The organism is Pseudomonas sp. KH_046_1 (genome assembly GCF_057839025.1).
The window spans coordinates 5,507,528-5,523,486 of record NZ_CM174481.1; the positions used below are offsets into that span (position 1 = coordinate 5,507,528).

The window sequence follows — 15,959 nt, forward strand, 5'->3', positions numbered from 1 at the left end:
GCAGCCCAGCGGGAGCAAGCTCCCTCGCCACAAACACTGAAAATCCCACGCATGAACACCACTTGTCTGCGACATGATGCCGTTTCATATGCCATCTAAAACCCATTGGGTTAGAATGCCCCCCTTTTCCGCCCCCGATCCCTGAGGACCGCCATGTTCAGCCGTGATTTGACCATTGCCAAGTACGACGCCGACCTTTTTGCCGCCATGGAGCAAGAAGCTCAGCGCCAGGAAGAACACATCGAGCTGATCGCTTCGGAAAACTACACCAGCCCAGCGGTGATGGAAGCTCAAGGCTCGGTACTGACGAACAAGTACGCCGAAGGCTACCCGGGCAAGCGCTACTACGGCGGTTGCGAGTACGTCGACATCGTCGAGCAGCTTGCAATTGATCGAGCAAAAGAGCTGTTCGGCGCCGATTACGCCAACGTTCAGCCGCACGCCGGCTCGCAAGCCAACAGCGCCGTTTACCTGGCCCTGTTGTCGGCTGGCGACACCATCCTGGGCATGAGCCTGGCCCACGGTGGTCACCTGACCCACGGTGCCAGCGTTTCCTCCTCCGGTAAGCTGTACAACGCTGTTCAGTACGGCATCGACGCCAATGGCCTGATCGACTACGACGAAGTCGAGCGCCTGGCCGTTGAGCACAAGCCAAAAATGATCGTGGCCGGTTTCTCTGCCTACTCGCAGATCCTTGACTTCCCGCGCTTCCGTGCAATCGCCGACAAGGTAGGTGCCTACCTGTTCGTCGACATGGCCCACGTGGCCGGTCTGGTCGCCGCTGGCGTCTACCCGAACCCGGTTCCATTCGCTGACGTGGTGACCACCACCACCCACAAGACCCTGCGCGGTCCACGTGGCGGCCTGATCCTGGCTCGCGCCAACGCCGACATCGAGAAGAAGCTGAACTCCGCGGTATTCCCGGGTGCCCAGGGTGGCCCGCTGGAGCACGTGATCGCAGCCAAGGCAATCTGCTTCAAGGAAGCGCTGCAGCCTGAGTTCAAGGCTTACCAGCAACAAGTGGTGAAAAACGCCCAGACCATGGCCAGCGTGTTCATCGAGCGCGGTTTCGACGTGGTTTCCGGCGGTACTGAAAACCACCTGTTCCTGCTGTCGCTGATCAAGCAGGAAATCTCCGGTAAAGACGCCGATGCCGCTCTGGGCAAAGCGTTCATCACCGTGAACAAAAACTCCGTACCAAACGACCCACGTTCCCCGTTCGTCACCTCCGGTCTGCGCTTCGGCACTCCGGCTGTGACCACCCGTGGCTTCAAGGAAGCAGAGTGCAAGGAACTGGCCGGCTGGATCTGCGACATCCTGGCTGACCTGAACAACGAAGCGGTGATCGACGCCGTTCGCGAGAAGGTCAAGGCTATCTGCAAGAAGCTGCCGGTATACGGCGCTTAATCCGCCCCGCTAAACCGCAGTAAAAAACCGGCACTTGTGCCGGTTTTTTTTCGCCCACAAGAAAGCTGACACCCTACCTGAATACTTCTTTCGCGACGCTCTTGACCTCAACACTTAAAAACTTGAAACAACAACCCTTCCAAAAAAAGACAACAACGACAACTGAGCTGCTACTTTAATTACACAACACACACAACAACCACTAACACACCAATCAACACTCACCAACATACATTTCTCAACAACCAACAACCAAACCAAGGAACACGTCAAGCATGAACAACCCAGACCCACAGCAATCTTTTACCGCCACACTTTCCATTGATAACAAACCCGTAGTCTTGTATCGACGGGCCATTCAAAAAAATCTGGATGACCCACAGACAACTGAGGAACTGCGCAACTACTACCAAAGTAAACTTGAATCTGGCTCGATCACTGACCTTCTGACATTCGATGAGGGCCTCACGCCTGAGCTATTCCTCTTCGAATATTACGACGGCGTCTACATCATCAAAATCCAGGGTAGCAATGGAGAGTTCGCCAACACGGTCAGCATGGAGGGAGAACTGCGAAACTGGTCTGTTTTTGAAGGAGACGATCCCACTTATTTCCGTATCAAAGACAATAACGGCGCTGTCATAAAGCTGGATGATATTCCACTTGAAGGCGGTTATTTCCTGCTTTATAGCGGCCCACAACATAGGAAAGTTTGCACCTATGGAGAGCTCCCCAGTTTCCCAGTCATTACCGATTACCCTAACCGAGGCGGGCGCTTGGCAATCTTTAACCTGAACATTATCAAACGCTCCACCTCCAACGGACACTGAACATATCTGACACCCCACAACTTCCGACATCCGGCTTTACCACCGACAGTTTAATTACTTTGTGCCTTAAGCCTTAAAGATTCAAGCCAATGCCCCAACGCGCTTGGGCATTGGCATTGTTAATAACTAAATAAGTGGTAATCCGCTCTGACAATCAACTTCCCCCTACAAATTCAAGGATGAACTCATGACTACAAACAGGCAGAAATCTTTCATTGCGACACTGGAACTTGACGAGCGACAAGTGGATTTCCTGGGAGCGCTGCATGGCACTCCCGCGATCCGGCACGACACACTTTTCTCGGGCGGTTTTTTTACCGGTGCGTCGAGAGAACACGATGACTCTCACTTGCTCGGCAGCCTCTCCCTTCGAGAGGTAAAAAACCCTGCGCCACTAATCATTTACTTTCGCTGCACAGAAAACTATTACCACCTCTATATCCGCTCACATACCACTTACACAGGGCATTGCATAAGCAAGGACCTTGCCGGGGTGCTGGGTGCATTTCTTCCGGCCGGCGGCGATACCACATCCTTCAATTTGCTGAGCCTGCAAAACCGGATCATAACGCTGGAAGACATGGACGGTGATATCCAGCGAGTTCGACTCAAGGCTCGCAGTTCGGGGCGTATCGGCGCCATTCGCCGCGATGGAGCGCCTTACAGCTATCTGGCCGAGATCCTTGAAGAAGGCGTGGTATTCAAGTTGAGAATCATCGAGCGAAACGCCTCCTTTCTGGGTTATCCGGACGAAATCTGACAGAGCGCCCAGAACGGCTCACGCATTGCATCAGTCCACAGGCAAACTGGTAAGACCGGTCATGCCAATTTTTCCATTTCCCCTTGTCATCTCGAAAAAAACGAGCGTAGACTGCGCCTGCACTGGACATACCGGTAAGACCACAATAATTAAGTCCTGAATCTGATGTGCTCCGCACACGGCAACCAGGACACCGACCAGGATTCCTCCCATGCTCAGATGGTGCTCGCGTTCAATCTTCCTCCAAGTGGTTCTCGGACTGGTGCTCGGCATCGTCTGCGGGCTGACCCTTCCCGAATACTCCGCTCAGCTCAAACCGCTCGGTGACGGTTTTATCAAGCTGATCAAAATGCTCATTGGCTTGATTGTGTTTTGCGTAGTGGTCAGCGGCATCAGCGGTGCCGGCGACCTGAAGAAGGTCGGCCGTATCGGCCTCAAATCGGTGATCTACTTTGAAATCCTGACCACCATCGCCCTGGTGATCGGGTTGGTGTTCGCCTTCAGCACCGGTATCGGCAGCGGCGCAAACATTCACCTGGAACAGCTTTCAGCAGCCGACATGGGCGACATTGCCCAGCGCAGCCAGCACATGCACACCACCACACAGTTCCTGATGGACCTGATTCCGACGTCGGTGATCGGTGCCTTTGCCGATAACAACATCCTGCAGGTCCTGCTGTTCTCCGTGCTGTTCGGCAGTGCGCTGAATCTGGTGGGTGAGGCGGCATCGGGTATTTCGCGGCTGATCAATGAGCTCAGCCACGTGATCTTCCGCATCATGGGCATGATCGTGCGCCTGGCGCCGATCGGTGTATTCGGTGCGATCGCCTTCACCACCAGCAAATATGGCCTGGACTCGCTGCAGCACCTGGGCAGCCTCGTCGGCCTGTTTTACCTGACCTGCGTGGCCTTCGTGACGCTGATTCTCGGCTTGGTGATGCGCCTCTCCGGCTTGAAGATGTGGCCGTTGCTCAAGTACCTGCGCGAAGAACTGCTGATCGTCATGGGCACCGCTTCGTCCGACGCTGTGCTGCCACAAATCATGCGCAAGCTTGAGCACCTGGGCATCGGCAGTTCAACGGTCGGGCTGGTGATTCCAACGGGTTACTCGTTCAACCTCGACGGTTTCTCGATCTACCTGACCCTGGCCATCGTGTTCATCGCCAATGCCACCGGCACGCCGCTGGCAATGACCGACCTGTTGACGATTCTGTTGGTATCGCTGATCACCTCCAAGGGGGCCCACGGCATTCCGGGCTCGGCACTGGTGATTCTGGCGGCCACCCTGACAGCCATTCCGGCCATTCCGGTGGTGGGTCTGGTGCTGGTGTTGGCCGTGGACTGGTTCATGGGCATCGGCCGGGCGCTGACCAACCTGATCGGCAACTGCGTGGCGACCGTCGCCATTGCGCGGTGGGAAAAGGACATCGATGTGCAGCGGGCGAACAAGGTACTTTCCGGCCAGGCGGGTTATACCTTCCAGCCGCGAAAACCGGTTGCTCAAGCGGCAGCCAAAGAATTCTGAATGACCGCCGTGCCTGCCGACCGCAGGCACGGCTCATGGAGCGAACAAGTGATTACCTCATCAACCGTCGTCAACTCAGTGGTAGAAAAACTTCGGGCCGCTTTGGCCCGAGGTCAGTGGCGCTCCGGCGAAATGCTGCCGGGGCAACGTGAACTGGCCGAACAGCTGGGTATCAGCCGTCCGAGCCTGCGTGAAGCCGTCATCGTCCTGGAAACCCTCGGTCTGGTGCGTTCGATGCCGGGCAAAGGCGTGGTGGTGCTCGAAGCCAATCTCATCGACAGCCAGACGTATGACAGTGCAGTGGCCGCAGCGAGCCTGGAAGACGTGCTGCAGCTGCGCTACACCCTCGAGCCGTTCATCGTCGGCCTCGTGGCGCAGTCCATCAGCAGCAAGGAAGTCGGGCAACTGCGCCTGACCCTGATGGACATGCGCGAAGCCCTGGAAGCCATCGACAGTGAAGCCGGCGTGAATGCCTACATCGCGTTCCACGAAGAATTGTTCACGCTCACATCCAACCCCATCTTCCAGAGCGTGGTCCAGCAGACCAGCAACGCCCTCAAACAGAGCGCCGAAGTGTTGCGCAACTCCCCGGAGCATCTGGCTGAGCGCCTTGAAGAAAACGAAGCGGTTGTGCGGGCGATCCGCAGCAAGAACAGCGCCCAGGCCAGCGCCGAGATGCGTCGGCACATTTTGCGCGAAGGCCAGCGCATGGGTATTGAACTGAACATCCCGGAAGACAACCTCGGCAGTTGAAACCTCTTCGAACTGGAGATTGGCCATGAACAGCTTTGCCTCGCCACAAACGCTCGCCACCCTGCCCGTCCGCCCTTCGGTGGATGATCTGTATTCGCGGGTCCTCGATGCCATTTTCGAACAGCGCATCCATTCGGCCAGTCGCTTTACGGAAGAAAGCCTGGCGCAGATGTTCGGTGCAAGGCGCAGCGACATGCGTGATGTGCTGACGCGGCTGTCCCACCAGCAGATCATCATCCTTCGAGTCAACCATCGTCCCCGCGTCGCCGAACTTGATGTCGAGCAGACCCGGCAGACGCTGCATGCCCGACGTCTGGCCGAGATCATGCTGGTGCGGCTGGCCTGTCAGCGTCCATGCGCGCAAGACTTGAAGCGCCTGCGGACACTGGTCGAAAACGAGCGTCAATGCGCCGAGCGTGGCCGGGCGATTCGTTTGTCGGGAGAGTTTCATCTGCAGTTGGCACAAATGGCGGGGAATGCACCGCTAGCGCATTTTCTTGAGAGCTTGGTACCGCTGACTTCGTTGGCGATTGCGCAGTTTGATCTGCAGCAGAAAGAGTATTGCGTGGAGCACATGGGGATTCTGGATGCGCTGGAGCGAGGAGATGCCGCGACGGCGCAAGCCGTGCTCAACCGGCATCTGGATTATCTGGAAGACTTGTTGCTGAGCCCTGCATCGGCACGGGGCCAGAACTGTGCCGCAGGTTAGTCCGTTTTCGCGAGCAGGCTCGCTCCCACGGAGGACTGCACTTCAAATGTGGGAGCGAGCCTGCTCGCGATGGCGACTCAAGGCTCGCTGCAATTTCTGACTTTAATCCGCCGCCACCCGCGCAAACCCCTCGCGAATCTTTTCCTCCGGCAAATCATCGGCAATGAACACGATCACGCTCTCGCGCACGTCGTCTTCAGCCCACTCGGTATCCCAGTCAAAACCATAAAGCTTCAGCACCCCCTGAAACACCATGCGACGCGATTCGCCGAGGATATTCAACACACCTTTGTAGCGCAGCAGTTGCTTGCCATGGTCTTCCAGCAGTTCGTTCATGAACTCGCTGAGCTTGTCGATATCCAGCGGCTTTTCAGTGCGCAGCACCAGGCTGGAAATGCGGTCTATGGACGGAGCAGCCTGGCTGACCGGGCGCAAACTCACACCGCCACCGAGGTCGGCATTGAGGTTGAAGCCGCGTACATCGAGCAACTCGGCGAGGTCGATCTTGCCGTGGTCGACCACGCGGATCGGCGCACGCCGGTTGATGCGGGTCAGACGCTCGCTCAACGCGGTGAAGGTCGGTTCGTCCACCAGGTCGCGCTTACTCACCAGCAAGCGGTCGGCGAAACCGATCTGCGCCTGGGCGATGGTCTGGGTCAGGTGCAAGTCGGCATGTGCCGCGTCGACCAGCGTGATGATGCCGTCGAGGATATAGCGCTCGCGCAACTCTTCGTCGATGAAAAAGGTTTGTGCCACCGGTGCCGGATCGGCCAGGCCGGTGCATTCGATCACCAGGCGGTCGAAGGCGATGTCACCCCGGTCCAGACGCTCGAGCAACAGATAAAGCGCTTTAGTCAGGTCCGTATGGATGGTGCAGCAGACGCACCCGTTGGACAGTGTCATCACTTGTACCGGTTCATCGCCCAACAACTGGGTATCGATACCGGCATCGCTGAATTCGTTCTCGATCACGGCAATTTTCAGGCCGTGCTCGGCCTTGAGCAGGTGACGCAACAAAGTGGTCTTGCCAGCGCCGAGGAAGCCGCTGAGGATCGTGACCGGGATGGGAGAGGACAAAATTGATCTCCTGTTTCACAAAACTAATAAACAACACAAAACAAATGTGGGAGCGAGCCTGCTCGCGAAGGGGCCGTCAGCTTCAACAAATATGCTGACTGATACACCGCTTTCGCGAGCAGGCTCGCTCCCACAGGTTTTGCTGTTAACCCGCAATCCGGATCAACAGCACTTCGGCCCACCCTTGCCACCGTAACGGGCTTCCTGACGCTCCCGAAAGAACATCTCATAGCTCATCACCGGTTTGTCCGGGTGTTTGGTCTGCATATGCTCGACGTAGTTGTCGTAGTCGGGCATGCCGACCATCAGGCGTGCGGCCTGACCGAGGTATTTACCGAGGCGACTCAAGTCATTGAACATGCTGCAATCCTCTGGTTACGCATCCGGCAGCGCCTGGAATGGCGATTCTTTATCCGTACGCTCTTTTTTACCCCAGGCGGCAATACCGACCTTGAGTGCATAGAACAGGATACTGAACACCACGAACAGGAACAGCGCGGTCAGCGTTGCGTTGGTGTAGGCGTTGAAGATCACGTGCTGCATCTGGTCAATGCTCTTGGCCGGGGCGAGGATCTGACCATTGGCCAGCGCATCGCTGTACTTCTTCGCCAGGGCCAGGAAGCCGATCGCCGGGTTGGCGTCGAACAGTTTGATGAAGCCCGCTGTCGTGGTGCAGATCAACAGCCACACCGCCGGCAACATGGTGACCCAGACATACCGCTGACGCTTCATCTTGATCAGCACCACGGTGCCGAGCATCAGGGCGATACCGGCCAGCATCTGGTTGGAGATACCGAACAGTGGCCACAGGGTGTTGATGCCACCCAACGGATCGATCACGCCCTGGTACAGCAACCAACCCCACATCGCCACGCAACCGGCGGTGGCAATCAGGTTGGCGGTCCAGGATTCGGTGCGTTTCAGCGCCGGCACGAAAGAACCCAACAAGTCCTGCAGCATGAAACGCCCGGCACGGGTGCCGGCGTCGACTGCGGTCAGGATGAACAACGCTTCGAACAGGATCGCGAAGTGGTACCAGAACGCCATGGTGTTTTCACCCGGCAGAACACTGTGCAGGATCTGCGCGATACCGACCGCCAGGGTCGGTGCACCGCCGGCACGGGCCAGGATGGTGGTTTCACCAATGTCGTGGGCTACCGCTTGCAGGGCTTCCGGGGTAATGGCAAAACCCCAGTTGCTGACGGCTGTCGCAACGGCCACCACATCACCGCCGACCACGGCCGCCGGGCTGTTCATGGCGAAGTACACGCCAGGCTCGATCACCGATGCGGCGACCATGGCCATGATGGCCACGAACGATTCCATCAGCATGCCGCCGTAACCGATGTAGCGGGCGTTGGTTTCGTTATCCAGCAGTTTCGGCGTGGTGCCGGAAGAGATCAGCGCGTGGAAACCGGAGACCGCGCCACAGGCGATGGTGATGAACAGGAACGGGAACAGACCGCCCTTCCATACCGGGCCAGTGCCGTCGACGAACTGGGTCAGGGCCGGCATTTTCAGCTCGGGCATGGTCACCAGGATACCGATGGCCAGTGCGACGATGGTGCCGATCTTCAGGAACGTGGAGAGGTAGTCACGGGGCGCCAGGATCAGCCACACCGGCAACACTGCCGCGACAAAACCGTAGCCAATCAGCATCCAGGTGATCTGGATACCGGTAAAGCTGAATGCCTTGGCCCATACCGGATCAGCGGCGATCTGTCCGCCGAGCCAGATCGAACCGAGCAGCAGCAGCACGCCGATCACCGAGATCTCACCGATGCGACCCGGGCGGATGTAGCGCATGTAGATACCCATGAACATCGCGATCGGGATGGTCGCCATCACCGTGAAAATGCCCCAAGGGCTTTCGGCCAGGGCTTTCACCACGATCAGCGCCAGCACCGCGAGGATGATGATCATGATAAGGAAGCAGCCGAACAACGCGATGGTGCCGGGAATACGGCCCATTTCTTCACGGACCATGTCGCCCAGGGAACGACCGTTGCGGCGGGTGGACATGAACAGGACCATGAAGTCCTGCACCGCACCGGCCAGCACCACGCCGGCGATCAGCCAAAGCGTGCCGGGCAGGTAGCCCATCTGCGCCGCCAATACCGGACCGACCAGAGGACCCGCGCCAGCGATGGCCGCAAAGTGGTGACCAAAAAGAATGTGTTTGTTGGTTGGAACGTAGTCCAGACCGTCATTGTTGAGCACAGCGGGAGTGGCCCGTCGCGCATCGAGTTGCATGACATTGTTAGCGATGAACAGACTGTAGTAGCGGTAGGCGACCAGATAGATAGCCACGGCAGCGACCACAATCCACAAGGCGTTGATTGCCTCGCCTCGACGCAATGCCACGACACCCAGGGCGCACGCACCTACGATTGCCAACACCAGCCAAGGCAAATGGCGTAGCGGGCTATTATTATTTTTCATTTTATTATTCCAGCCAGAGTGGACAAGAAAGACAGCCTCACCGAGTTTAGCGCTCCTGACGACAAAGACCATACCCGACATTGGTCTGGACACCTGCACGCGCTGGCAGCCGTTGATCATGCGGGTCTATAGTCAGCGTACATTTCCGAGGATCGCGCCATGAGCGAGCACCCTGCCGAACGTCGCCGCTTCAAACGTATTGCGTTCGATGCCCGAACCGAGCTGAGTCAGGGGGAGTCCACGTGGCCGGTGAAGTTGATTGACCTGTCGCTCAAGGGGTTGCTGATCGAGCGACCCGATCCGTGGCTGGGCAATCCGCTGCAGGATTTTCTGGTCGACATTCATCTGAGCGAAGAGGCCGACATCACCATGGATGTGCAACTGGCCCACGACGACCATGACCAACTAGGGTTTGTCTGCCTGCACATCAGTCTGGAGTCCATCGAGCGCCTGCGGCGATTGATCGAGTTCAACCTCGCTGACCCGCAGGAGCTGGAGCGAGAATTGGGTGCGCTGATCGAAATCTAGAAGTCGCCGGCTACCAATGTGGGAGCGAGCCTGCTCGCGAAGGGGTCGTCAGCCTCAACGGATATGTTGACTGATACACCGCTTTCGCGAGCAGGCTCGTTCCCACAGGGTTGCGTATTAACCAGAAACTATTCGAACAACGCGTCCAACGCCTGCTCCAGACGAGTGACAGCAATGATCTGCAACCCTGCCGGCGCCTCTTTCGGCGCATTGCCCTTGGGCACGATGGCCCGCTTGAAGCCATGCTTGGCAGCTTCTTTCAAACGCTCCTGACCGCTCGGCACCGGACGCACCTCACCGGAAAGCCCGACCTCACCGAACACCAGCAGATCGTGGGGCAACGGCCGGTTGCGCAAACTGGACATCACCGCTGCCATCAACGCCAGGTCGGACGCCGTTTCCAGCACCTTGACCCCGCCGACCACGTTGAGAAACACGTCCTGGTCGTGGGTCGGAATGCCACCGTGACGGTGCAGCACCGCCAGCAACATCGCCAGCCGGTTCTGGTCCAGCCCCAGCGTGACCCGACGGGGGTTGGCCAGGTGACTGTCGTCCACCAGCGCCTGTACCTCCACCAGCATCGGCCGCGTGCCTTCCCAGGTTGCCATCACCACGCTACCCGGGACTTCTTCCTGGGCACGGGTCAGAAAAATCGCCGAGGGGTTGGAGACTTCTTTCAGGCCCTTGTCGGTCATGCCGAACACACCCAGTTCATTGACTGCACCGAAACGGTTCTTCACCGCCCGCAGCAGACGCAGGCGCCCGTCGGACTCGCCTTCGAAATACAGCACGGTGTCGACCATGTGCTCCAGTACCCGAGGGCCAGCGAGCGCGCCTTCCTTGGTGACGTGACCCACCAGGAAAATCGCCGTACCGCTCTGTTTGGCATAACGCACCAGCAATGCCGCGCTTTCACGTACCTGGGATACACCACCCGGTGCCGATTGCAGTTGCTCGGTAAAGATCGTCTGGATCGAGTCGATCACCATCACCTTGGGCTTTTCCTGACGGGCCGTGGCGATAATGGCTTCGATGCAGGTTTCAGTCATGACCCGCAGTTGATCCTGAGGCAACCCCAGGCGCCGCGCACGCATGGCCACTTGCTGCTGGGATTCCTCACCGGTGACGTACAGCGCCGGCATGCTCTTGGCGAGGTTGCACAAGGTTTGCAACAGAATGGTCGACTTGCCGATGCCAGGGTCGCCACCGATCAGCACCACCGAGCCATCCACCAGACCACCACCCAGAACCCGGTCGAGCTCGCTGGAGGCGGTGGAGAAGCGTGGAATTTCTTCGACACTGACTTCGGCCAGGGTCTTGATCTGCGCCTGCTGTCCGGCCCACCCGGTACGACCGCTGGGGGCGGCTGCCCCGCCGCTTTCCACCATGGTTTCGGTGAGTGTGTTCCAGGCCCCGCACTCACCGCACTGGCCGGCCCATTTGGGGAAGGTTGAGCCGCACTCGGTGCAGCCGTACATGCGCTTGGCCTTGGCCATCGGAACTCCCGGAAAAAAACGCGATGATAGCTCAGCCAAGGCGCGCGAGTGCGGCCAGATATTTCGCAACCCCTTTGATGACTTCAAATAACCCCATTAAATACAGGTATATTGAAATACACCCTTCATACAAAACCTTGTATAAGTATTTTTCTCAACTCGGCCAACAAACTCTAGTGACTTGCCATATCGCACGCTTTGAAAACCTATACAAACTTTATTCATTTACATACTTCATGCACAACTTCAAAAACACCCACACAATACGCAGCATTGATTCAGAGAAACACGCAACTTGTCTGACACCCAAAACTAACGAAACAGTTAATACCACTGCAACTACAATTAATTTTCAATAGAGCCTTCTGACCACTAACTGCCAGATCATCTTTAACGCCCCGATTCAGAGATGGTCTCTCAACCTTGGCTCGCCCACACAAACGACGCCATTTCGCTGAAAAAAATCGTCGTATGCAAAACTCCGCAGAAGGCCTGGCCGCCCCACAGATGAGATCAATCGGTGAATATTTCAACACCACCCGGGTCGATTGCCGGCAAGCACAGCAGGCAGTTGATTCGAGCAGGAAGCGATTTGCTGATTTACACTGCGTGCATCAACCTCATCTGTAACAAGGAAATAACCTATGGGCGTGCTCAATGAGTTCAAGGCCTTCGCGGTCAAAGGCAACGTGGTCGACATGGCCGTCGGTATCATCATCGGTGCGGCCTTTGGCAAGATCGTTACGTCGTTTGTCGGTGACCTGATCATGCCGCCAATCGGGATGCTGATCGGTGGCGTGGACTTCAGTGATCTGGCCATAACGCTCAAGGCAGCGGAGGGTGCTGCTCCGGCAGTGGTGCTGGCTTATGGCAAATTCATCCAGACCATCATCGACTTCGTCATCGTCGCCTTCGCGATCTTCATGGGCGTCAAGGCCATCAACCGCCTGAAGCGCGAAGAGGCCGTGGCCCCTAGCCTGCCGCCGGTTCCAACCAAGGAAGAAGAGTTGCTGGGCGAGATCCGCGACTTGCTCAAGGCCCAGAACAACCGGCCTTGACAGCATTAGCAAAAAAAACGGCGCCTTCGAGGCGCCGTTTTTCTTACCAGAAGTTTTCCACCGCCACCTGGCCGGGTCGCCGGCTGAGGCTCAAGTGCATGTCCCGCTTTTTGAGCAGCTTGCGCGTGTCATCGATCATCTGCGGATTGCCGCACAGCATGACCCGAGAATGCTCAGGGGTCAGCGCAACACCCGCGGCGCGCTCCAGTTCGCCGTTTTCAATCAGCGTGGTGATCCGCCCGTTCAATGCACCAGGATGCTGCTCACGAGTGACTGTGGTGATCAATTGCAGTTTGTGTGCGTACTCCGCCAGATATTCAAGTTTCGCCAGCCCTGCGATCAGTTCCTGATAAGCCAGTTCCCGGGCTTCGCGAACGCTGTAGACCAGAATGATCCGCTCGAATCGCTCCCAGACTTCGAAGTCCTGGAGTATCGACAGGAACGGCGCGATGCCCGTGCCTGTGGCTAACAACCACAGATCAGGCCCATCGACAAACCGGTCCAGCGTCAGGTAACCGAAGGCCTGGCGGTCGACCAGCAATGCATCACCAACGCCCAGTCGGCTGAGTTCGCTGGTGAACTCACCGCCCGGTACGACAATGGAAAAGAACTCGAGGAACTCGTCAAAGGGCGAGGACACCATCGAGTAGGCGCGCCATACCGTGCTGCCGTCAGCCTTGGTGACGCCCAATCTGGCAAACTGCCCCGCCCGAAAACGAAACCCTGCATCCCGCGTGGCGCGCAGGGTAAACAGGTTCGGGGTCAACGGATGAACCTCGAGCAAGGTCTGACGGGTAAATTTTTCTTCACTGACGGACATGGAAGGCTCCAATCAAAAGATACCCCAGTGTCCCGCAAAGAAAGCAGCGTAACCACCGACAATTTGTAGTGACATTAATCTGTACTAGTGACCGAATACTAAATGCGGCACACAACCATCAATACAAAATGACAAATGGCATTTTATAATTCATCAATTGCCTAAGAACCAGGAACACACTTTTTCAACAGTCAAAAGAGCAAAATTGTCGAACCATAATCGTAGGAACTGTCCTACACTTCGTGGCGTGCCGGATCTTGGATCCAAGATTGCATCCGGAAGACACGTTAATGGAGATCATTGTATGGAGATCTGGAAGGAGTCACAGCTCAACCAATTGGCACGCACACAAGAGATCAATACCGCCTATCGAATCGCGCTCAACTTCGCTAGAAACCTTGGATATAAATTTTGTGGATTTTCAATTACTTCGAACTCAGTCGTGACTGGTGACAGTCCGGTGAGCCTGAACAATTTCCCCCATGAATGGAACATTCAATATGAAAAAAACAACACCACGCAAATAGACCCGGTAGTGGCGCACTGCAATCATTCAACGTTGCCTGTTCTCTGGAGCGAAGAGCTTTTTTCCAGGACGCCATGGCTATGGCAGTTGCTGCAGCAACAAGGTTTGCAGCATGGCTGGTCCCAAGCGATCCACGATGAGGAAACCGGTCTGCGCAGCATTCTCAGCCTGGCCAGAAGCCATTGCCCGATTTCAGCCTATGAGTTGTACGAGCATCTCGGATTCTCGGTGTTCATCAGTCGCCATTTGCACGCTCTGGCGCTCGAGATGCAACCGAAAAAAAAGGCTCGCCCCCAGGTTCCTCCCTTGTCACGGCGGGAACTCGAAGTATTGAAACTGTCGGCCGATGGCAAGACGGCCTATGAAATTGCCAGGATCCTCAATTTGAGTGAACGAACGGTCAATTTTCATGTGCACAGGGCTATCGAGAAGTTCGGCGTCAATAACAAGATTGCGGCAGTCATCGCCGCGGCCCGGTCCGGAGCCATCTGAAAGCGCCCGACTGCGGGAAAACCTGCGGGTAATCCAGGCAAAAAAAACGTACCATTTGCGGTCCCTCCTGAGTGATGGCGTGTAGACCTTCACGACGCAGTACACTCGGACGGCTCCGCCCGCTCCAACGCCTTCAGGCAGCGGGATATCCGTTGATTACCCAGAGCCCCGCCCCATGCCTTTGCTCGAAACACCCTTCGCCAGCCTTGACCTGATCCGCCAGCCCGAACAGCAGAACGAACCGCTGCAAGCTTTCGATGCAGCCGATGAATACCTGCTCAATCATCTGGCCGAACAGCAGCCGGCGTCGGACACCCGGGTATTGGTGCTCAATGACAGTTTCGGCGCATTGGCGGCCAGCCTCGCGGGCAAGGTGCGGGTGGTCAGCAGCGGTGATTCGTTCCTGGCCTTGCAGGGTCTGGAAAAGAACCTGGTGCGCAACGGCCTGGCGTTTGATGCGGTGCCGAGCGTACCCGCCAGCGAAACCCCAGCCGGGCCGTTCGACTGCGTACTCATCCGTGTACCGAAAACCCTGGCGCTGCTGGAAGAACAACTGATCCGCCTGCAAGGCCAACTGGCACCCGGCGCCCAAGTGGTTGCCGCCGCCATGATCAAGCATCTGCCCCGGGCGGCGGGCGACTTGCTGGAGCGTTACATCGGCCCCGTGCAAGCCTCGTTGGCGGTGAAGAAGGCGCGGCTGTTGATTGCCACGGCTCAGGACAAAACGCCAGCGGTGTCGCCTTACCCAACGCGATACAGACTCGACGAACCGGCTATCGAACTGCTCAACCACGCCAATGTGTTTTGCCGCGAAGGCCTGGACATCGGCACCCGGGCATTTTTGCCACACCTGCCGAAAAACCTCGGTTCGGCGCGAGTCGCCGATCTCGGTTGCGGCAACGGCGTCCTGGCCATCGCCAGCGCCCTGCAAAACCCCGAGGCCCACTACACGCTGGTGGACGAGTCGTTCATGGCCATGCAATCGGCGTCCGAGAACTGGCGCGCAGCCTTGGGTGAACGGGAAGTGATCGTACGCGCCGGTGATGGCCTGGCCGGCCAGGAACCGCAATCGCTTGACGTCGTGCTGTGCAATCCACCGTTTCACCAGCAACAGGTGGTGGGCGACTTCCTGGCCTGGCGGATGTTCCAGCAGGCGCGCGAAGCGCTGGTCGTGGGCGGCGCGCTGTACATCGTCGGCAATCGTCACCTGGGTTACCACAGCAAGCTGGCGCGATTGTTCCGCGGTGTCGAGCAAGTGGCGGCCAATCCGAAATTCGTGATCCTCAAGGCGCGCAAGTAACAGGCAAAAAAAACCCTCCGGTCGGAGGGTCGTAAATCCGCGCCTCGAGGCCACGGGAGAGATGTCAGTGCGTGGTCAGGCCGGCCGCGTTCATGAACAGTCGCATCAGGCTGGCGACGATGAACAAGGCGCCCACGCTGCCGACCCAGATCAGGGCCAACCAGCCGAGCCGCTGCCACAGCGGCTTTTTTTCGGCTTCTTCAATGTCGTGCAGGGAATGTTTGCCGTTCATTGAT

General features: G+C 57.4%; 16 protein-coding genes. 10 read left to right on the top strand and 6 right to left on the bottom strand.

The annotated features are described in order from the left end of the window. Positions 1 to 153: 153 nt before the first annotated feature. The 6 genes from glyA to AC3IT9_RS25250 all read left to right on the top strand — a co-directional run bounded on the left by glyA (position 154) and on the right by AC3IT9_RS25250 (position 5,984). A complete protein-coding gene (gene glyA / locus AC3IT9_RS25225) occupies positions 154 to 1,407 on the top strand; it encodes a serine hydroxymethyltransferase (RefSeq protein ID WP_489271271.1) in 1,254 nt (417 codons plus the stop codon). A gap of 275 nt (positions 1,408 to 1,682) precedes the next feature. Next, a complete protein-coding gene (locus AC3IT9_RS25230; protein WP_489271272.1) occupies positions 1,683 to 2,237 on the top strand; it encodes a hypothetical protein in 555 nt (184 codons plus the stop codon). Between the two features lie 187 nt (positions 2,238 to 2,424). Beyond that, positions 2,425 to 2,997, top strand: coding sequence for a hypothetical protein (locus tag AC3IT9_RS25235; RefSeq protein ID WP_489271273.1), 573 nt, complete (start codon positions 2,425 to 2,427; stop codon positions 2,995 to 2,997). Positions 2,998 to 3,208: 211 nt separating this feature from the next. Beyond that, the gene (locus AC3IT9_RS25240) at positions 3,209 to 4,522 is read left to right on the top strand and encodes a C4-dicarboxylate transporter DctA (protein WP_150727017.1); all 1,314 of its coding nucleotides are present in this window, start codon (positions 3,209 to 3,211) and stop codon (positions 4,520 to 4,522) included. A gap of 48 nt (positions 4,523 to 4,570) precedes the next feature. Next, positions 4,571 to 5,275 carry a FadR/GntR family transcriptional regulator gene (locus AC3IT9_RS25245; protein ID WP_151214217.1) on the top strand — a complete coding sequence of 235 codons (705 nt, stop codon included), beginning with the start codon at positions 4,571 to 4,573 and terminating at the stop codon, positions 5,273 to 5,275. A gap of 25 nt (positions 5,276 to 5,300) precedes the next feature. After that, entirely contained in the window at positions 5,301 to 5,984 is a 684-nt protein-coding gene (locus AC3IT9_RS25250) for a GntR family transcriptional regulator (RefSeq protein ID WP_489271274.1), read from the top strand. Between the two features lie 102 nt (positions 5,985 to 6,086). Here AC3IT9_RS25250 and yjiA read toward each other — a convergent pair whose 3' ends face one another. From yjiA to AC3IT9_RS25265, 3 genes are all read right to left on the bottom strand, one after another. After that, positions 6,087 to 7,061, bottom strand: a complete 975-nt coding sequence (yjiA, locus tag AC3IT9_RS25255; RefSeq protein ID WP_353741613.1) for a GTPase — start codon at positions 7,059 to 7,061, stop codon at positions 6,087 to 6,089. A gap of 162 nt (positions 7,062 to 7,223) precedes the next feature. Then, positions 7,224 to 7,421 (bottom strand): YbdD/YjiX family protein, encoded by a 198-nt coding sequence (locus AC3IT9_RS25260; protein WP_007895266.1) that lies wholly within the window; start codon positions 7,419 to 7,421, stop codon positions 7,224 to 7,226. 15 nt (positions 7,422 to 7,436) lie between these two features. Then, positions 7,437 to 9,503, bottom strand: a complete 2,067-nt coding sequence (locus AC3IT9_RS25265) for a carbon starvation CstA family protein (protein ID WP_489271275.1) — start codon at positions 9,501 to 9,503, stop codon at positions 7,437 to 7,439. 159 nt (positions 9,504 to 9,662) lie between these two features. Between AC3IT9_RS25265 and AC3IT9_RS25270 the strand changes: the two genes are divergently transcribed. Then, entirely contained in the window at positions 9,663 to 10,031 is a 369-nt protein-coding gene (locus AC3IT9_RS25270; protein WP_489271276.1) for a PilZ domain-containing protein, read from the top strand. 128 nt (positions 10,032 to 10,159) lie between these two features. On the opposite strand, the gene radA is transcribed toward AC3IT9_RS25270, so the two are convergent. After that, positions 10,160 to 11,527: a DNA repair protein RadA gene (gene radA, locus AC3IT9_RS25275; protein ID WP_008004292.1), complete on the bottom strand. Its 1,368-nt coding sequence runs from the start codon at positions 11,525 to 11,527 to the stop codon at positions 10,160 to 10,162. 644 nt (positions 11,528 to 12,171) lie between these two features. On the opposite strand from radA, the gene mscL reads away from it, so the two are divergent. After that, a complete protein-coding gene (mscL, locus tag AC3IT9_RS25280) occupies positions 12,172 to 12,585 on the top strand; it encodes a large-conductance mechanosensitive channel protein MscL (RefSeq protein WP_150727013.1) in 414 nt (137 codons plus the stop codon). 43 nt (positions 12,586 to 12,628) lie between these two features. Here the strand turns inward: mscL and AC3IT9_RS25285 are convergent, their stop codons facing one another. Beyond that, positions 12,629 to 13,405: a ferredoxin--NADP reductase gene (locus AC3IT9_RS25285; protein ID WP_423504808.1), complete on the bottom strand. Its 777-nt coding sequence runs from the start codon at positions 13,403 to 13,405 to the stop codon at positions 12,629 to 12,631. 304 nt (positions 13,406 to 13,709) lie between these two features. Between AC3IT9_RS25285 and AC3IT9_RS25290 the strand changes: the two genes are divergently transcribed. Further along, positions 13,710 to 14,423 (top strand): helix-turn-helix transcriptional regulator, encoded by a 714-nt coding sequence (locus tag AC3IT9_RS25290; RefSeq protein WP_489271277.1) that lies wholly within the window; start codon positions 13,710 to 13,712, stop codon positions 14,421 to 14,423. Positions 14,424 to 14,598: 175 nt separating this feature from the next. Continuing rightward, positions 14,599 to 15,723: a methyltransferase gene (locus AC3IT9_RS25295; RefSeq protein WP_489271278.1), complete on the top strand. Its 1,125-nt coding sequence runs from the start codon at positions 14,599 to 14,601 to the stop codon at positions 15,721 to 15,723. Positions 15,724 to 15,787: 64 nt separating this feature from the next. Here AC3IT9_RS25295 and AC3IT9_RS25300 read toward each other — a convergent pair whose 3' ends face one another. Further along, positions 15,788 to 15,955, bottom strand: coding sequence for a DUF2474 domain-containing protein (locus AC3IT9_RS25300; protein ID WP_015096916.1), 168 nt, complete (start codon positions 15,953 to 15,955; stop codon positions 15,788 to 15,790). Between the last annotated feature and the right edge of the window lie 4 nt (positions 15,956 to 15,959).